A 15390-nucleotide genomic window follows, 5' to 3' on the forward strand; every position below is an offset into this window, starting at 1 on the left:
TCCTCAAGTGTGCCGGTTCACCCTTCCCAGGGCGATGTGGCACCTGAATCGCTAACCCTCCTGCACATGGAGGGATTTGTCGTTGTGTTCGAGCTGCCTGGGCAGGCCTCTGCGAGGATCAATAGCAAGGGTGGTGCCAAAATGCCCACGAAGGGTGCAAGGGCCGTATTTGCCTGGGATAAACGCCCAACGACGGGGCGATTCTGCGGAGAAAGGCTGGCGGATTTCCGCCCGGTGGCGGGATTTGTACAGGGGTGTTGGCGGGAATCCGCCCATTGTGTTTTGCCTGCGCCGGCCCTTTCGCGGGCTCGCCCGCTCCCACAGGTGCCGCGCAGGGCTCAGGACCTGTGCGGTACCTGTGGGAGCGGGTTCACCCGCGAAAGGGCCGGCACAGGCTACAAATCAATCCAGGTTGAAGGTGATTCTGAACGCCGCACCGCCCAAGGGCGAATCTCCCAGGCTCAGCTCGGCGTCATAGCTGTCGACGATATCCTTGACCACCGCCAAGCCGATCCCCTGCCCCGGGTGCTGGCTGTCCAGCCGTTCACCCCGTTCGAGAATGCGCTCACGCTGGTCGGCCGGCACCCCAGGCCCGTCGTCCTCGACGCACAAGGTCAACTGCCCAGGCGCCTGCTCCAGGCTCACACGCACCTGGCCCAGGCTCAGGCGGTAGGCGTTCTCCAGCAAGTTGCCCAGCAGCTCCAGCAACGCGCCCTGCTCCATCGGCACCTGCGCCGCCTCGGGCAGTTGCAGGGTCACGTTCACCCGCTTGTCCCGGTACACCTTGGCCAAGGTACTGCACAGGCTGTCGAGCAACGGTCGCAGCAACACGCTGTGGCGCACCAGGCCACTCTTGCGCAGGCTGGCGCGTTGCAACTGGTAGTCGATCTGCTGGCTCATGCGCTCGATCTGGCTCTGCAGCACGCGCGCCTGCTCGCGCTCGCCGCTACGCTGCTGCAGGCTTTCGCCCACCCCCTGCAACACCGCCAGCGGCGTCTTCAGGCTGTGCGCCAGGTCATCGAGCGAATCGCGGTAGCGTTGGCGCTGCTCGCGCTCGCTGTGCAACAGGCGGTTCAGCGAGCCGGTCAGGCGCAGCAGCTCACGCGGGTGTTCGCGGCTCAGGCCATCCCGCGCCCCCGACTCCACGTCGTCCAGCTCGAGGCTGAGCCGGCGCAACGAACGCAGGCCCCAGGTCAGGCCGGCCCACAACAGCACCAGCAACGCCAGCAGGGCCGCGCCAAAGCCGAGGTAGAGCTTTTCGCGCAGGCCGTCGAGGGTGTGCTGGTATTCGCGCACCGGTTGCAGGGCGACAATGCTGTAGGCGGCGCTCTGGCCACCCAGCAGCTTGATCTCGACGTCATAGACGAAGAACTCTTCGCCATCGGCCTGGTGAATGCGGGCGAATTCGTTGCCGCGGCCGTCGTAGCGCGGGCGGTAGTTGATGTTCTGCGCGGCGGTGGCCCGCGACTGCCAGACCAGCTTGCCATCGCGGTCGAAGATATAGCCGAGCAGGCCGGTGTACGGCAGGTTGTAACGCTCGTCCGGCAGCAGGGTCGGCATCTGCAACTGGCCGTGCTCGATGCGCGCAGCGGAAATCAGCGTGGTCACATCCGAGGCCAGGCGTTGTTCGATCGACTCCTGCAGGGCCAGGCTGAAGGCTTTCTGCAGGGCCGGCAGCAGCGCCAGCATGAACAGCAGCGCCAGCACCGCGGCCGCCAGCATCAGGCGCACCCGCAGCGAACGGATCATCGGCAGCGCTCGGTGAACAGGTAGCCCAGACCGCGCACGGTGTCGATGGGTTTGAAGCCGCGCTCGCCCTCAAGCTTGCGCCGCAGGCGGCCGACCAGTACTTCGATGACATTCGGGTCACGTTCATCATCACCCGGGTACAGCTGTTCCATCAGACGGTCCTTGGCCACCACCTGCTGGTGATGGCGCATGAGGTATTCGAGGATGCGGTATTCGTAGGCAGTCAGGGCCAGGGGTTGCTCGTCCAGCGTCGCCTGCTTGCGGTTGAGGTCGAGCACCAGCGGGCCGGCGGCGATGGTTGACTGAGTGAAGCCGCTGGAGCGGCGCAGCAGGGCATTCAGGCGTGCTTCGAGTTCTTCGAACTGGAACGGCTTGACCAGGTAGTCGTCGGCACCGGCGGCCAGGCCCTCGACCTTGTCCTGCCAGTTGCCGCGGGCGGTGAGGATGAGAATGGGGAAGGTCTTGTCCTGGCTGCGCAGGCGTGTGATCAGGTCCAGCCCGCCGATGCCGGGCAGGCCCAGGTCGATGACGGCCAGGTCGAAGTGGTATTGCCCGGCCTGGTACAGCGCCTCCTCGGCATCGGCGACGGCCTCGACCACATGGCCGCTTTCGCCCAGGCGGGTGTAGAGGTGATGGCGAAGCAGGGCTTCGTCCTCGACCACCAGCAGTTTCATGTGCAGCTCCTTGATATGTATTGCCTGTACCGGCCCTTTCGCGGCTAAAGCCGCTCCCACAGGTATTGCACAGGTTTTATGGACTGTGCGATCCCTGTGGGAGCGGCTTTAGCCGCGAAAGGGCCGGTACAGGATAACCCGGCTCGCCGGTCAGAACTTGTAGCTTGCAGCCAGGTAGGTCTGCGCGCTGCTGGTCAGGCGCAGGGTGCCGTCCTTCGGCCCGCCGTGCGCACCCACTTCGGTGGCGGCATTGGTGCGCAGGTAACGGTAGCCCAGTTCCACCGAGGCCTTGTCGGTGATGTCCTGGATCACACCGGCCTGCAGGCCATACGCGTAACCGTAGTCGGTATCCCGGCTGGCACCTGGCGAGTCCTGGGTCAGCTTGGTCACGCCCAGGCTGCCACCGCCAAACAGCTTGGTGGTATCACCCACCGGCAGGAACAGGTCGTAGCTGCCCAGCAGGTTCTCCTGGCGCAACTTCAGGCCACTGTGGTCGCCCGAGACGTTGTCGTAAGTCATGTAGTAGCGGCCCTGGTCATTGATCTTGCCCACCCGCACACCCCAGGTGTCGTCCTTGCCGATGATGCCGTCGGCGTTGAGGTGGTCGGTGTTGCGCTGCAGCAGGCCGGACTTGCGAACCTTGTCGCTGGTCTGGCCGTAGGTCAGGCTGGCGAAGTTGTCGTCCGCGGCCTGGGCGGTGGTGATGCCAGCGGCGCAGACGGCCATGGCGGCAAGCAGGGTGTTGAAGGTTTTCATGGCTGGATACTCCAGTTGGGTGCGCTGTTTCGGTCTGGAAGCTAGAGTAAGCAGGGCACCCTGAACCGTGACTGAACCCTGGCTGAACCCCGGCTGAACGAACCATTTGCAGAACAAGGAGTAGTGACCATGCGTGCCCTGCTGGCCTTGACCCTGATGTGCTGCGCCGCCCTCGCCCAAGCGGCGGTACAAACCCGCGAGATCCCCTACCAGGACGCCGACGGCAACCGCCTGGTCGGCTACTACGCCTATGACGACGCCCTAGAAGGCAAGCGCCCCGGCATTGTCGTGGTGCATGAGTGGTGGGGGCTGAACGACTACGTCAAGCGCCGCGCCCGCGAGCTCGCGGCGCTGGGCTACAACGCACTGGCCATCGACATGTATGGCGACGGCAAGCACACCGAGCACCCGGCCGACGCCCAGACGTTCATGGCAGAGGCGATGAAGGACCCCAAGGCCGCGGAGCGGCGCTTCGATGCCGGCCTCGAACTACTGAAACTGCAGCCGAACACCAACAAGCACCAGTTGGGCGCGGTCGGTTATTGCTTCGGCGGCAAGGTGGTGCTGGATGCCGCACGCCGCGGCGAAAAACTGGACGGCGTGGTGAGCTTCCATGGCGCACTGGCCACCCAGACTCCGGCCAAGCCTGGGGTGGTACGCGCGCAGATCCTGGTCGAGCACGGCGCGGCAGACAGCATGGTTACCTCGCAGCAGGTGGAGGCGTTCAAGGCCGAGATGGATGCAGCCAAGGTCGACTATGAGTTTGTCAGTATCGAAGGGGCCAAGCATGGGTTTACCAACCCGGATGCAGACCGGCTGAGCCATGGCGAGCATGGCGGGCCGGATATCGGCTACAACAAGGCGGCGGATGAAAGCTCCTGGGCGGATATGCAGGCGTTCTTCAGGAAGGTGTTCAAGTAAGGATTGCCGGGGGCGCCCTGCGCCCCTTTCGCGACGCAAGGCCGCTGCCCCAAGGATGCATTGCCACGCTAGCTCCCTTAGTGCCCGTACAGCTGGCACAATACCCCCCATGAACACACTCCCCGCCTGCTGCGCCCCGCTCCAGCACCACTGGCCCCTGCCCCGCCCGCTACCCGGCGCGGTGCTGGTCAGTTGCGCCTTCGACCCCACACGACTGGCACCCGACGACTTCCAGCGCGCCGGCGTCGTGCCAGGCGCCAGCCTGCAGCGCTCGGTGGCCAAGCGCCAGGCCGAGTACCTGGCCGGCCGGGTGTGCGCCCGCGCCGCGCTGCTACGCCTGGACGGCCGTGACTACGTGCCCGGCACCCACGAAGACCGCTCGCCCATCTGGCCAGCCGGTATCCACGGCTCGATCACCCACGGCAAAGGCTGGGCCGCTGCCGTGGTCGCCGCCGAGGGCAGTTGCCAGGGCCTGGGCCTGGATCAGGAAGCACTGCTGGATGACCAGCGCGCCGAGCGGTTGATGGGCGAAATCCTCACCCCACCCGAAGTCGAACGCCTGGACCGCCGCCAGCTCGGCCTTGCCGTCACCCTGACTTTCTCGCTCAAGGAAAGCCTGTTCAAGACCCTTTACCCGCTGACCCGCCAGCGCTTCTACTTCGAGCACGCCGAAGTGCTGGACTGGTCCGCCGAAGGCCTGGCCCGCCTGCGCCTGCTCACCGACCTGTCGCCGCAGTGGCGGCATGGCAGCGAACTGCAGGGCCAGTTCTGCCTGCAGGACGGCCACCTGCTCAGCCTGGTCAGCGTCTGACCGTCACAACGGTGCCTGCTGCCGTGGCCAGTTCAGGCTGAAGCAGGCCCCGCCCAGCGCGGCGCTGCGCCCCACCGTGGCCCGGCCCGCGTGCCAGTAAATGATCCGCCGCACGATCGACAGGCCCAGGCCATGCCCGCCCGAGGCGCGGGTGCGGCTGTCGTCGAGGCGGGTGAACGGTGTGAAGATGCGGTCCCAGAAGCCCTCGGGGATCCCCGGGCCGTCATCCTCCACATCGATACGGCAGCGTTGCTGCCCCAACTGGTAGCTAAGGCGCACCTCGGCCTCGGCATGGCGCATGGCGTTGCCCACCAGGTTCTGCAGGGCCCGGTGCAGGTAGCGCGGCTCGGCCTCGACCCAGGCACCTTCGGCATCGGCGCCCTGGCATTCACCTCGCACCACCCGTACCTCGGCACGCAGCGGCGCGAGCTCTTCGATCACCCGGTCAAGCAAGGCATCCAGGTCGATCCGCTGGAACTTCAAGGCCGGCGCCCCCTGCTCCAGACGGGCATAGGTGAGCATCTCGTCGACCAGCTTGTCGAGATCCTGGATATCGCCGTCCATGCCCGCCAGGTGTTTGGCCCGTGCCTGCTCGGTGGTGGCGTTCTCGATCATCTCCAGGCCAAAACGCAGGCGGGCCACCGGCGTGCGCAGCTCGTGGGAAACCGCCCGCACCAGCTCACGCTGCATGGTCAGCGAGCGCTGCAGGTGCTCGGCCATGCCGTTGAAGGCTGCAGCCAGGCGCCCTACCGAGTCGGCGTCGCCGGCCGGCACGCGGGTGTCCAGGCTACCCTGAGCGATACGCGTGGCGGCAATCTCCAGGCCCGACACGCGCCGCTCCAGCTGGCGCACCAGCAGGTAGACCACCAGGCCGATCAGGCACAGGCCGAGAAAGGCGATCAGGATCAGCAACTGCGGCGGATACGGGTTGAGCTGGTACAGCGGGCCGATTTCCAGCACCCAGGGCGAGCCAGCCAGCCCGGCGAACACGCGGATCGAGTCACCATCCTTGCCCAGGGCCATGACCGTGTCGCCCTCCTCGACCCGGCGCCGCTGGTCATCGTCCAGGCTCACCCGCTCGATGCGCTGCAGGGCCACGCCAAAGCCGAAACCCTTTTCTTTCTTGATCTGTGCCAGGCGCTGCTGCTGCTCGGTTACCGGGTAGCGCACCAGTTCGTCGGCCAGCAGGTAGAGGGTGGCCCGCGCCAGTTGCTCGCTTATCTGCTTGATCTGCGCTACCAGCATCAGGTCTTCCTGGCCGACCTTGCGCAGTACCTGGGCCGCATGCGGGCCGGTCTTCTCGACCACCACCAGGCCGCGGTACAGGCGCGCCCGCTGGCCACCATCGAGGGTGCGCGCGGTCATTGGCTGCAGCGCCAACGGCACGCCAAGCAGGCGCTCCCAGATCAGCAGTGAACGCTTGCGCTCGGTGTCGTTCTGCAGCGCCAGGTTGTCGGCCATCAGGCTGAAAGTACCCTGGGCCAGGCCCTCGCGGTGCTGGGCGGCACGCACTTCGTTGACCAGGTGCAGGCTGAGCACCCCGAGCAGGGCCACCAGCACCAGCACGGCCAGCATGCCGCCATAGATGCGCAGGAAGATCGAGTTGTTCATGAGGCCTCGCCAACGAACAGGTAGCCTTTGCTGCGCAGGGTCTTGATCAGCCTTGGCTGGAGCGGGTCGTCGCCGATCTTGGGGCGGATCCTGGAAATGCGTATGTCGATGGAACGGTCCTGGCCGTCGTAGCCGACGCCACGTAGCGCGGTGAAGATCTGCTCGCGCGTCAGCACCCGGCCGGCGTTGCTGGCCAGCAGCCAGAGCAGGTCGAATTCGGCGCCGGTCAGCTCGATCAGTTGTTCACCCAGACGCGCCTCGCGCAGGCGATTGTCGATGCGCAGCGCGCCGAAGGCCAGGTCCTGGCGCTTGCTGTCCGGTGCTTCGCTGCGGCGCAGCAGGGCCTGGATGCGCGCCAGCAGCAGGCGTGGGCGTACGGGTTTGCAGACGTAGTCGTCGGCCCCCAGGTCCAGGCCCTGGACCTGGTCGAGTTCATCGCTGCGTGCGGTCAGCATGAGGATCGGGCCGGGGTACTGGCTGCGCACCCGGCGGCAGATGCTCAGGCCGTCCTCGCCGGGCAGCATCAGGTCGAGAATGACCAGGTCGGGCTGGCTGTCGACGATGCGCCGCGCAGCGCGGGCGCCATCGCCCTCGACGCTGACTTCGAAGCCGTTGGCCTGCAGGTACTCGGCGGTGAGCTCGGCCAGGCGCTGGTCGTCTTCGACGATGAGGATACGGGGTGCGGGGTGGTCCATGGCTTGTGCCTTTGCTTGTTGTTTTTCTGTGGCCTGTACCGGCCTGTTCGCGGGCACGCCCGTTCCCACAGGGACCGCGCCCCTTTCAAGGCTTGTACAGTACCTGTGGGAGCGGGCGAGCCCGCGAAGGGGCCGGTGCAGGAAACATGACCCTTTAACCAAAAGGCAACATCTGCTTCGGATACTACGTCCCGCCCCCAGGCACTGCCAACCTGCCAGCAGCCCCTCGACTGAACCGTTTTTTGTGACAAGGTTCGCGCCCGAAAAATTCTGCCCAGAACCGGCAAGGCGCAGAAAAATACTGCAAACCACTTGGCACAAGGCCTACAGCGAATACCCACCATTCACTCACAAAGTACGCACAAGTTATCCACAGGCGCTCGCCTTGCAAAGCCCCCAATACCGCATTATCTTGTATCCCGATCGCAGCGAACCACTAGATATAGGGTTTCGTGCAAAATCACACACAAAAGTCAACCCGCAAAATCAAGCGATTTTTCGGGTGAACTTCAAGTGATTTCAGCAGCCAAACCGCTCCTGCGGAGGCGACCGAGGCAAGCCCTTCCAGGGCCTTGTTCGGGTATGGGTGTGGCAGGCCAGGCCTGGCATCCATCAGCAACAGTTTTTGGGCACGGCCCAGAACCTTTGACTTCGGCCAGGGAGCGGCAAGCCATTGCCCCTTATTCCTGAGTCTGTCCCGAAGTCGGTACGCCCGCGCGGGCGGATGCGCATGCATTGCCCATCCCCGCCAGGCCATCGAGCAAGTGGACGGAACGGTGGGCGCCCAAAAGGCGCCTGAACAATATAGAAACTGTGGAGACACCCACCCATGCAAACCGACACAACTCGCGAGAACCCGCAGGCCAAGGTGCCGCAGGCCGCCGATTCCAACCAGGATCTGGCCGCCACCGCCCCCGGCCAACTGCGCGTGATCAAGCGTAACGGCACTGTCGTCCCCTACACCGACGACAAGATCACCGTTGCCATCACCAAGGCGTTCCTCGCAGTTGAAGGCGGCACCGCCGCCGCTTCGTCGCGCATCCACGACACCGTCGCGCGCCTGACCGAGCAGGTCACCGCCACGTTCAAGCGTCGCATGCCATCGGGTGGCACCATCCACATCGAAGAAATCCAGGACCAGGTCGAACTGGCCCTGATGCGCGCCGGCGAGCAGAAAGTCGCCCGTGACTACGTGATCTACCGCGAGCAGCGCGCCAAGGAGCGCGCCACCCGCGTGAACGCCGAGTCCGTGGTCGAGCCGCACCCGTCCATCCGCATCACCCTGGCCGACGGCAGCCTGGCGCCGCTCGACATGGCCCGCCTGAACACCATCATCAGCGAAGCCTGCGAAGGCCTGGCCGAAGTCGATGGCGACCTGATCCAGCGCGACACCCTGAAGAACCTGTACGACGGCGTGGCCATCAAGGACGTCAACACCGCCCTGGTAATGACCGCCCGTACCCTGGTAGAGCGCGAGCCGAACTACTCGTTCGTGACCGCCCGCCTGCTGATGGACACCCTGCGCGCCGAAGGCCTGGGCTTCCTGAACGTGGCCGAGAGCGCCACCCACCACGAAATGGCCGACCTGTACGCCAAGGCCCTGCCAGCCTACATCGACAAAGGCGTCGAGTTCGAGCTGCTGGACCCGGCCCTGAAAGGCTACGACCTGGACCGCCTGGGCAAGGCCATCGACCACGAGCGTGACCAGCAATTCACCTACCTGGGCCTGCAGACCCTGTACGACCGCTACTTCATCCACAAGGATGGCGTGCGCTTCGAGCTGCCACAGGTATTCTTCATGCGTGTGGCCATGGGCCTGGCGCTGGAAGAGAAAGACAAGGAAGCCCGTGCGATCGAGTTCTACAACCTGTTGTCGTCGTTCGACTACATGGCCTCGACCCCGACCCTGTTCAACGCCGGCACCCTGCGCCCGCAGCTGTCCAGCTGCTACCTGACCACCGTGCCGGACGACCTGTCGGGCATCTACCACGCGATCCACGACAACGCCATGCTGTCGAAATTCGCCGGTGGCCTGGGCAACGACTGGACCCCTGTGCGTGCACTGGGCTCCTACATCAAGGGCACCAACGGCAAGTCGCAGGGCGTGGTTCCGTTCCTGAAAGTAGTCAACGACACCGCCGTTGCCGTGAACCAGGGTGGCAAGCGCAAGGGCGCCGTGTGTGCCTACCTGGAAACCTGGCACCTGGACATCGAAGAGTTCATCGAGCTGCGCAAGAACACCGGTGATGACCGTCGTCGTACCCACGACATGAACACCGCCAACTGGATCCCTGACCTGTTCATGAAGCGTGTCTTCGATGACGGCAAGTGGACCCTGTTCTCGCCTTCGGAAGTGCCAGACCTGCACGACCTGACCGGCAAGGCCTTCGAAGAGCGCTACGAGTACTACGAAGCCCTGACCGAGTACAACAAGATCAAGGTGTTCAAGACCATCCAGGCCAAAGACCTGTGGCGCAAGATGCTGTCGATGCTGTTCGAGACCGGCCACCCGTGGCTGACCTTCAAGGACCCGTGCAACCTGCGTTCGCCGCAGCAGCACGTGGGCGTGGTCCACAGCTCGAACCTGTGCACCGAGATCACCCTGAACACCAACAAGGACGAGATCGCGGTCTGCAACCTGGGCTCGATCAACCTGCCGAACCACATCGTCGACGGCAAGCTGGACACCGCCAAGCTGCAACGCACCGTGAACACCGCCGTGCGCATGCTCGACAACGTGATCGACATCAACTACTACTCGGTGCCGCAAGCGCGTAACTCGAACTTCAAGCACCGCCCGGTCGGCCTGGGCATCATGGGCTTCCAGGATGCGCTGTACCTGCAGCACATTCCGTACGGTTCCGATGCCGCCGTCGAGTTCGCCGACAAGTCGATGGAAGCGGTCAGCTACTACGCCATCCAGGCGTCCTGCGACCTGGCCGACGAGCGCGGTGCGTACGAGACCTTCCAGGGTTCGCTGTGGTCCAAGGGCATCCTGCCGCTGGATTCGCAACAGATCCTGATCGAAGCCCGTGGTGCCAAGTACATCGACGTCAACCTGGAAGAGTCCCTGGACTGGGCCCCGGTGCGCGAGCGCGTCAAGAAAGGTATTCGTAACTCGAACATCATGGCCATCGCGCCGACCGCGACCATCGCCAACATCACCGGCGTGTCGCAGTCCATCGAGCCGACCTACCAGAACCTGTACGTGAAATCGAACCTGTCGGGCGAGTTCACCGTGATCAACCCGTACCTGGTCCGCGACCTGAAGGCCCGTGGCCTGTGGGACTCGGTAATGATCAACGACCTGAAGTACTACGACGGTTCGGTGCAGCAGATCGAGCGTATCCCGCAAGAGCTGAAAGACCTGTACGCCACCGCGTTCGAAGTCGAGACCAAGTGGATCGTCGATGCCGCCTCGCGTCGCCAGAAGTGGATCGACCAGGCCCAGTCGCTGAACCTGTACATCGCCGGCGCCTCGGGCAAGAAGCTGGACGTGACCTACCGCATGGCCTGGTACCGTGGTCTGAAGACCACCTACTACCTCCGTGCCCTGGCCGCGACCAGCACCGAGAAGTCGACCATCAACACCGGCAAGCTCAATGCCGTTTCCAGCGGTGGCGACAGCGCCCCGGTCCAGGCAGCCGGCCCTGCGCCAGTGCCGAAGGCCTGCGCGATCGACGAGCCTGACTGCGAAGCCTGCCAGTAAGGCCAGGCCGAGGCTTCCTACGGGAAGCCTCAACGCGTTTTGCGCACCACTGCGGACCCTGTGGGAGCGGGTTCACCCGCGATGAGGCCGGCACTCCCGCCGCCTCTCCACAGCCAGACACAACAAGCCGTGGCTGCAAAGCCGCGGCCAGCCCTTTTCGGGCACTTCAGATTTGCGTGCACCGCACCGCAACCAAGATCCACCGGCCATACTTGATAGATGGCCCTCAAGCAGGAGAATCTCACCATGCTGAGCTGGGACGAATTCGATAAAGAAGACGGCGAAGTAGCCGCCAAAGGCAACACCCCTGCGCAGGCCGCTGCCGCCGCCACCCTCGACAAGCTCGACAGCGCCGGTGGTGCCGCCGCCCTGGAAGCCCGTGTCGCCACCGCCGACGACTCCGACGCGGTCAAGCGCGCCAAGGCTGCCCTGAACGACCTCGACATCGCCGAAGGCCTGGCCGAGCTGGAAGGCTCCAGCGCCCGCGTGCGCGTTGACGAAAAGCGCATGATCAACTGCCGCGCCGACCTCAACCAGCTGGTACCGTTCAAGTACGACTGGGCCTGGCAGAAGTACCTGGACGGCTGCGCCAACCACTGGATGCCGCAAGAGGTCAACATGACCGCCGACATCGCCCTGTGGAAGAGCATGGACGGCCTGACCGAAGACGAGCGTCGCATCGTCATGCGCAACCTCGGTTTCTTCTCCACCGCCGACTCGCTGGTCGCCAACAACCTGGCCCTGGCCGTGTACCGCCTGATCACCAACCCGGAGTGCCGCCAGTACATCCTGCGCCAGGCCTTCGAAGAGGCGATCCACACCCACGCCTACCAGTACTGCATCGAGTCGCTGGGCATGGATGAAGGCGAGATCTTCAACATGTACCACGAGATCCCGTCGGTCGCGAAGAAAGCCGCCTGGGGCCTGAAGTACACCCGCGCCATCTCCGATCCGGAATTCAACACCGGCACCGTCGAAACCGACAAAGAGCTGCTGCGCAACCTGATCGCCTACTACTGCGTACTGGAAGGCATCTTCTTCTACTGCGGCTTCACCCAGATCCTGTCCATGGGCCGCCGCAACAAGATGACCGGCGTGGCCGAGCAGTTCCAGTACATCCTGCGTGACGAGTCGATGCACCTGAACTTCGGTATCGACGTGATCAACCAGATCAAGATCGAGAACCCGCACCTGTGGGACGCGGCGATGAAGGAAGAAGCGACCCAGATGATCCTGCAAGGGACCCAGCTGGAGATCGAATACGCCCGTGACACCATGCCACGCGGCGTGCTGGGCATGAACGCAGCGATGATGGAGGACTACCTCAAGTTCATCGCCAACCGTCGCCTGACCCAGATTGGTCTGAAGGAAGAGTACCCAGGGACTACCAACCCGTTCCCTTGGATGAGCGAGATCATGGACTTGAAGAAAGAGAAGAACTTCTTCGAGACTCGTGTGATCGAGTATCAGACGGGTGGTGCACTGAGCTGGGACTGATCGTCCGGGCTGAGCATCGAGAAGGCTGCCAATTGGCAGCCTTTTTTTGCTTGGAAAATGGCCGAACAGGAAGCTTCCTACAGGGTTTGGCATTGTTACTTTTAGGGCATCGCGATAACGTCTTATGGCGCTTAAGAACGCTCACGCAGCGGAATCCCGTTCCCGTTAGCAACGGCTCTCCAATATCAGGATAGCCAAACATGAACAGCCTCAATACACCCACCCTCTTCACCCGTCACAACCGCCCACTCCACACCCTCTGGTTCGAATCCCAAGCCTGGTTCTGCGCCCACGAACTCGGCCGGCTGAGTGGGCACTTCTTCGACGAACACTGCATGCGCAAGCTCGACCCGGATCAGTACCGCACTGTGCAGCTGCTGCGCTATGGCAAGTACCAGGAGACCACCATGGTCAGCGAGTCCGGAGCCTATACCTTGCTGGCGCATCACCATGTGCCGGAGAACCGCCATTTGCGTTGGTGGCTGACGCATGAAGTGGTGGCGGTGCTGCGCGATGGGCAAGCTGACGGGGTAGAGGATGCGCCGCGACTGGGGCAGATGTGCTGGCCTGGAGGGCGGAGCGCGACGTTGTTGTATTGGCAGAGTGAGCCTTGGGTGAGGATGCGGGATATGCCTGTGGTGCTGGCTGGGGAAGTTGATCAGCAGGGGCCGGTGGAGAAGCGGAAGTTGAGTTGGCGGGCGTGTGCGCAGCGAGCGCTGCGGATGCATGGGGTTTAGCAGGCGGTTTTGCCTGTGCTGGCCTCTTCGCGGGTGAACCCGCTCCCACAGATGGCTCAGTTTGCCAGATGTTCTTGGTAAGCAGGCCAAGAACAGAGGTAAGTGCCGGAGTTGGCAATAGGCACTCTGGGCTGATGCAAAACCTGTGGGAGCGGGTTTACCCGCGAACACCGGCGCAGCCGGTGCCATGCACCGCGTCGTATTCTTCGCGGGCACGCCCGCTCCCACAGGTACAGCGCTAGCTTATGGGCTGCGCTGTACCCTGAGATTGCAGCCTTGGAACCGCCAGATCCTGAAGTCTATTCGAGCCGCTCGGCAGCCTTCTTGTATGCCTGGTCCCGTTCGCGACGATCAACAGCGACGACAAAAACCACGATCTCTTGGTCAATGACCTGATAGACCAGTCGATACCCGCTGCTGCGCAGCTTTATCTTGTAGCAGTCAGGCAGCGAGTGAAGGCGATTTGCCTCGATTCGAGGGTTCAGCAGAACTTCCGCCAGTTTCTTCTTGAACTGCTGACGCACCGTATCGCCCAGCTTCTTCCACTCTTTCAATGCACGTGAATCGAAGTCGAGGCTATAGGTCATCCAACTGGACCCTCACGCGCTGCGGGGAAGCAAGCCGCTCTTTCACAGTCGCAATGAGATCTTCATCGTCCTCAGTCATCAGGACAGGGCGGAAGGGCAGCTTGCCTCGCTCTGCAACATACTGCAGAGCCTGGCGCATGAGTTCGGAGGGGGTAACGCCGAGGCGCTCAAGCTCTTTGTATGCGCGGGCTTTGAGTTCGTCGTCGACACGTATGTTGATGGATGCCATGGGGCGGCCCTAAGGTAAAGACGTTTGTCATTACAATGCACGCGTCTTTTCGATTTCGCAATGGCAGTTTGTCTGGGGCTCAGCAGTGCGACATGAACTGCTGGGGTTGCGGCGCAGCCCTTTCGCGGCACAAGGCCGCTCCCACGGGGGATCGCGTAGCTCGGGAGATTTCAGAATGGCAGTGGTCGAGCAGGTTCGACCGCCTTGGGCGGCCAAATACGAATTGAGAGGCCTCGCCCACGCCGACAAAGGGGGTGCGGCACCACAAGGTGCCGGGACTGGACATGCCAGTCTACGTGGTCGTGGGCGAGGCCAGTTCTGAAGATAGCTCAGGGTAGAGCTACCGTCCGCGACTTCAATCCAGCTGCTGGGCCCGCAAATCCTGCGCCAGCATGTCGATGAAGGCCCTGACCTTGGACGAGCCGTACTTGCTCTCCCGGTGCAGTACATGAATCGGCCATGGCGCCTCTTCGTACTCGGCCAGGATCACCTGCAGCTGCCCGCTGGCCAGTTCATCCGCCACCTGGTACGACAGCAGGCGAGCAATCCCCAGTCCGCCACTAGCAGCCGCTATCGCCCCATCATTGCTGGTCACCGTCAGGCGGGGCTTCACGCGCACCAGGGTCGGCTCCTCGGTCACGCCGAAGCGCCAGCCGGCACGTGGCGACAGGTTGGTGGTGCCGATCACCGCATGCCCCGCCAGGTCGGACGGGTGCATCGGCACGCCATGGCGCGCCAGGTAGTCGGGGGACGCACACAACATGCGCCGCACCCTGCCCACCCGCAGCGCTTTCAGGCCGGAGTCTGGCAAGGGGCCGATGCGTACGGCCACGTCCATACCCTCCTCGACCATGTTCACTATGCGGTCGAGGAAGTAGGCGGAAACGTCAACCTCGGGGTACTGCTGCAGGTAGCGGACGATGCACGGCATGACGTACTTCTTGCCGAACAGGATCGGCGCGGTGACGGCCAGGTCACCTTTGGGTGTGGCATTGATGCCGGCAGCCGCTTCGTTGGCCTCGTGGATGCTGGCGAGGATAAGCCGGGTGTCTTCCAGGTAACGGCCACCCGCTTCGGTCAGGCGCACGCTGCGGGTGGTGCGCAGCACCAACTTGACCCCGAGCTGCTCTTCCAGGGCGCTGACGGCACGGGTGACTGCGGCTGGGGAAATGTCCAGGCGGCGTGCAGCGGCGGCGAAGCTTTCCAGTTCGCCTACGGCGACGAACACCTTCATCAGGTGGATCTGGTCCATGCGGGCTCCTGGGATTGTGAGGTGCCGGGATTATCTTTCATCTGGGCATTTTGTGTTGCCAATACCGGCCCTTTCGCGGGCTTGCCCGCTCCCACAGGTTATTCACCGCTCCTGAGGGCAGTGGAGTACCTGTGGGAGCGGGCAAGCCCGCGAAAGGGCCGG

Annotated in this window: 13 protein-coding genes; 5 read left to right on the forward strand and 8 right to left on the reverse strand. The window is 63.7% G+C overall.

The annotated features are described in order from the left end of the window. Positions 1–402 precede the first annotated feature (402 nt). The 3 genes from MKK04_RS20425 to MKK04_RS20435 form a co-directional block, all read right to left on the reverse strand. Entirely contained in the window at positions 403–1749 is a 1347-nt protein-coding gene (locus MKK04_RS20425) for an ATP-binding protein (protein WP_241105930.1), read from the reverse strand. Then, entirely contained in the window at positions 1746–2423 is a 678-nt protein-coding gene (locus tag MKK04_RS20430; RefSeq protein WP_233688333.1) for a response regulator, read from the reverse strand. The genes MKK04_RS20425 and MKK04_RS20430 overlap by 4 nt, the downstream gene beginning before the upstream one ends. Before the next feature lie 150 nt (positions 2424–2573). Beyond that, entirely contained in the window at positions 2574–3179 is a 606-nt protein-coding gene (locus tag MKK04_RS20435) for an outer membrane beta-barrel protein (protein WP_013973837.1), read from the reverse strand. A gap of 129 nt (positions 3180–3308) precedes the next feature. Between MKK04_RS20435 and MKK04_RS20440 the strand changes: the two genes are divergently transcribed. Continuing rightward, positions 3309–4100: a dienelactone hydrolase family protein gene (locus tag MKK04_RS20440; RefSeq protein ID WP_233688334.1), complete on the forward strand. Its 792-nt coding sequence runs from the start codon at positions 3309–3311 to the stop codon at positions 4098–4100. Positions 4101–4209: 109 nt separating this feature from the next. Beyond that, positions 4210–4911 carry a 4'-phosphopantetheinyl transferase family protein gene (locus MKK04_RS20445; RefSeq protein WP_207830702.1) on the forward strand — a complete coding sequence of 234 codons (702 nt, stop codon included), beginning with the start codon at positions 4210–4212 and terminating at the stop codon, positions 4909–4911. A 3-nt stretch (positions 4912–4914) separates the two neighbouring features. Here MKK04_RS20445 and MKK04_RS20450 read toward each other — a convergent pair whose 3' ends face one another. Both MKK04_RS20450 and MKK04_RS20455 read right to left on the reverse strand, forming a co-directional pair. Further along, on the reverse strand, positions 4915–6522 hold the full coding sequence (locus MKK04_RS20450; protein ID WP_207830700.1) for an ATP-binding protein: 1608 nt from the start codon (positions 6520–6522) through the stop codon (positions 4915–4917). Continuing rightward, positions 6519–7217, reverse strand: a complete 699-nt coding sequence (locus MKK04_RS20455; protein ID WP_207830699.1) for a response regulator transcription factor — start codon at positions 7215–7217, stop codon at positions 6519–6521. Before MKK04_RS20455 ends, MKK04_RS20450 begins: the two co-directional genes overlap by 4 nt. Before the next feature lie 829 nt (positions 7218–8046). Between MKK04_RS20455 and MKK04_RS20460 the strand changes: the two genes are divergently transcribed. The 3 genes from MKK04_RS20460 (at position 8047) to MKK04_RS20470 (ending at position 13160) form a co-directional block, all read left to right on the forward strand. Further along, complete coding sequence (locus tag MKK04_RS20460; protein ID WP_207830696.1) at positions 8047–10926, forward strand: ribonucleoside-diphosphate reductase subunit alpha; 2880 nt, start codon at positions 8047–8049, stop codon at positions 10924–10926. 246 nt (positions 10927–11172) lie between these two features. Then, the gene (locus tag MKK04_RS20465) at positions 11173–12423 is read left to right on the forward strand and encodes a ribonucleotide-diphosphate reductase subunit beta (protein WP_087502863.1); all 1251 of its coding nucleotides are present in this window, start codon (positions 11173–11175) and stop codon (positions 12421–12423) included. Positions 12424–12623: 200 nt separating this feature from the next. Then, positions 12624–13160 carry a BRO-N domain-containing protein gene (locus MKK04_RS20470; protein ID WP_241105931.1) on the forward strand — a complete coding sequence of 179 codons (537 nt, stop codon included), beginning with the start codon at positions 12624–12626 and terminating at the stop codon, positions 13158–13160. Positions 13161–13459: 299 nt separating this feature from the next. Here the strand turns inward: MKK04_RS20470 and MKK04_RS20475 are convergent, their stop codons facing one another. The 3 genes from MKK04_RS20475 to MKK04_RS20485 all read right to left on the reverse strand — a co-directional run bounded on the left by MKK04_RS20475 (position 13460) and on the right by MKK04_RS20485 (position 15228). Next, on the reverse strand, positions 13460–13747 hold the full coding sequence (locus MKK04_RS20475; protein ID WP_241105932.1) for a type II toxin-antitoxin system RelE family toxin: 288 nt from the start codon (positions 13745–13747) through the stop codon (positions 13460–13462). After that, positions 13737–13976 carry a type II toxin-antitoxin system RelB/DinJ family antitoxin gene (locus MKK04_RS20480; RefSeq protein WP_207838200.1) on the reverse strand — a complete coding sequence of 80 codons (240 nt, stop codon included), beginning with the start codon at positions 13974–13976 and terminating at the stop codon, positions 13737–13739. Before MKK04_RS20480 ends, MKK04_RS20475 begins: the two co-directional genes overlap by 11 nt. Before the next feature lie 355 nt (positions 13977–14331). Further along, a complete protein-coding gene (locus MKK04_RS20485; RefSeq protein WP_241105933.1) occupies positions 14332–15228 on the reverse strand; it encodes a LysR family transcriptional regulator in 897 nt (298 codons plus the stop codon). Positions 15229–15390 lie beyond the last annotated feature (162 nt).

Origin of the sequence: Pseudomonas sp. LS.1a (assembly GCF_022533585.1) — a bacterium.
Classification (GTDB): domain Bacteria; phylum Pseudomonadota; class Gammaproteobacteria; order Pseudomonadales; family Pseudomonadaceae; genus Aquipseudomonas.

What these genes read in the sequence shown, in the direction of transcription:
- MKK04_RS20425 (WP_241105930.1), bottom strand. Translation starts at nt 1,749, where the DNA reads ATGATCCGTTCGCTGCGGGTGCGCCTGATGCTGGCGGCCGCGGTGCTG.
- MKK04_RS20430 (WP_233688333.1), bottom strand. Translation starts at nt 2,423, where the DNA reads ATGAAACTGCTGGTGGTCGAGGACGAAGCCCTGCTTCGCCATCACCTC.
- MKK04_RS20435 (WP_013973837.1), bottom strand. Translation starts at nt 3,179, where the DNA reads ATGAAAACCTTCAACACCCTGCTTGCCGCCATGGCCGTCTGCGCCGCT.
- MKK04_RS20440 (WP_233688334.1), top strand. Translation starts at nt 3,309, where the DNA reads ATGCGTGCCCTGCTGGCCTTGACCCTGATGTGCTGCGCCGCCCTCGCC.
- MKK04_RS20445 (WP_207830702.1), top strand. Translation starts at nt 4,210, where the DNA reads ATGAACACACTCCCCGCCTGCTGCGCCCCGCTCCAGCACCACTGGCCC.
- MKK04_RS20450 (WP_207830700.1), bottom strand. Translation starts at nt 6,522, where the DNA reads ATGAACAACTCGATCTTCCTGCGCATCTATGGCGGCATGCTGGCCGTG.
- MKK04_RS20455 (WP_207830699.1), bottom strand. Translation starts at nt 7,217, where the DNA reads ATGGACCACCCCGCACCCCGTATCCTCATCGTCGAAGACGACCAGCGC.
- MKK04_RS20460 (WP_207830696.1), top strand. Translation starts at nt 8,047, where the DNA reads ATGCAAACCGACACAACTCGCGAGAACCCGCAGGCCAAGGTGCCGCAG.
- MKK04_RS20465 (WP_087502863.1), top strand. Translation starts at nt 11,173, where the DNA reads ATGCTGAGCTGGGACGAATTCGATAAAGAAGACGGCGAAGTAGCCGCC.
- MKK04_RS20470 (WP_241105931.1), top strand. Translation starts at nt 12,624, where the DNA reads ATGAACAGCCTCAATACACCCACCCTCTTCACCCGTCACAACCGCCCA.
- MKK04_RS20475 (WP_241105932.1), bottom strand. Translation starts at nt 13,747, where the DNA reads ATGACCTATAGCCTCGACTTCGATTCACGTGCATTGAAAGAGTGGAAG.
- MKK04_RS20480 (WP_207838200.1), bottom strand. Translation starts at nt 13,976, where the DNA reads ATGGCATCCATCAACATACGTGTCGACGACGAACTCAAAGCCCGCGCA.
- MKK04_RS20485 (WP_241105933.1), bottom strand. Translation starts at nt 15,228, where the DNA reads ATGGACCAGATCCACCTGATGAAGGTGTTCGTCGCCGTAGGCGAACTG.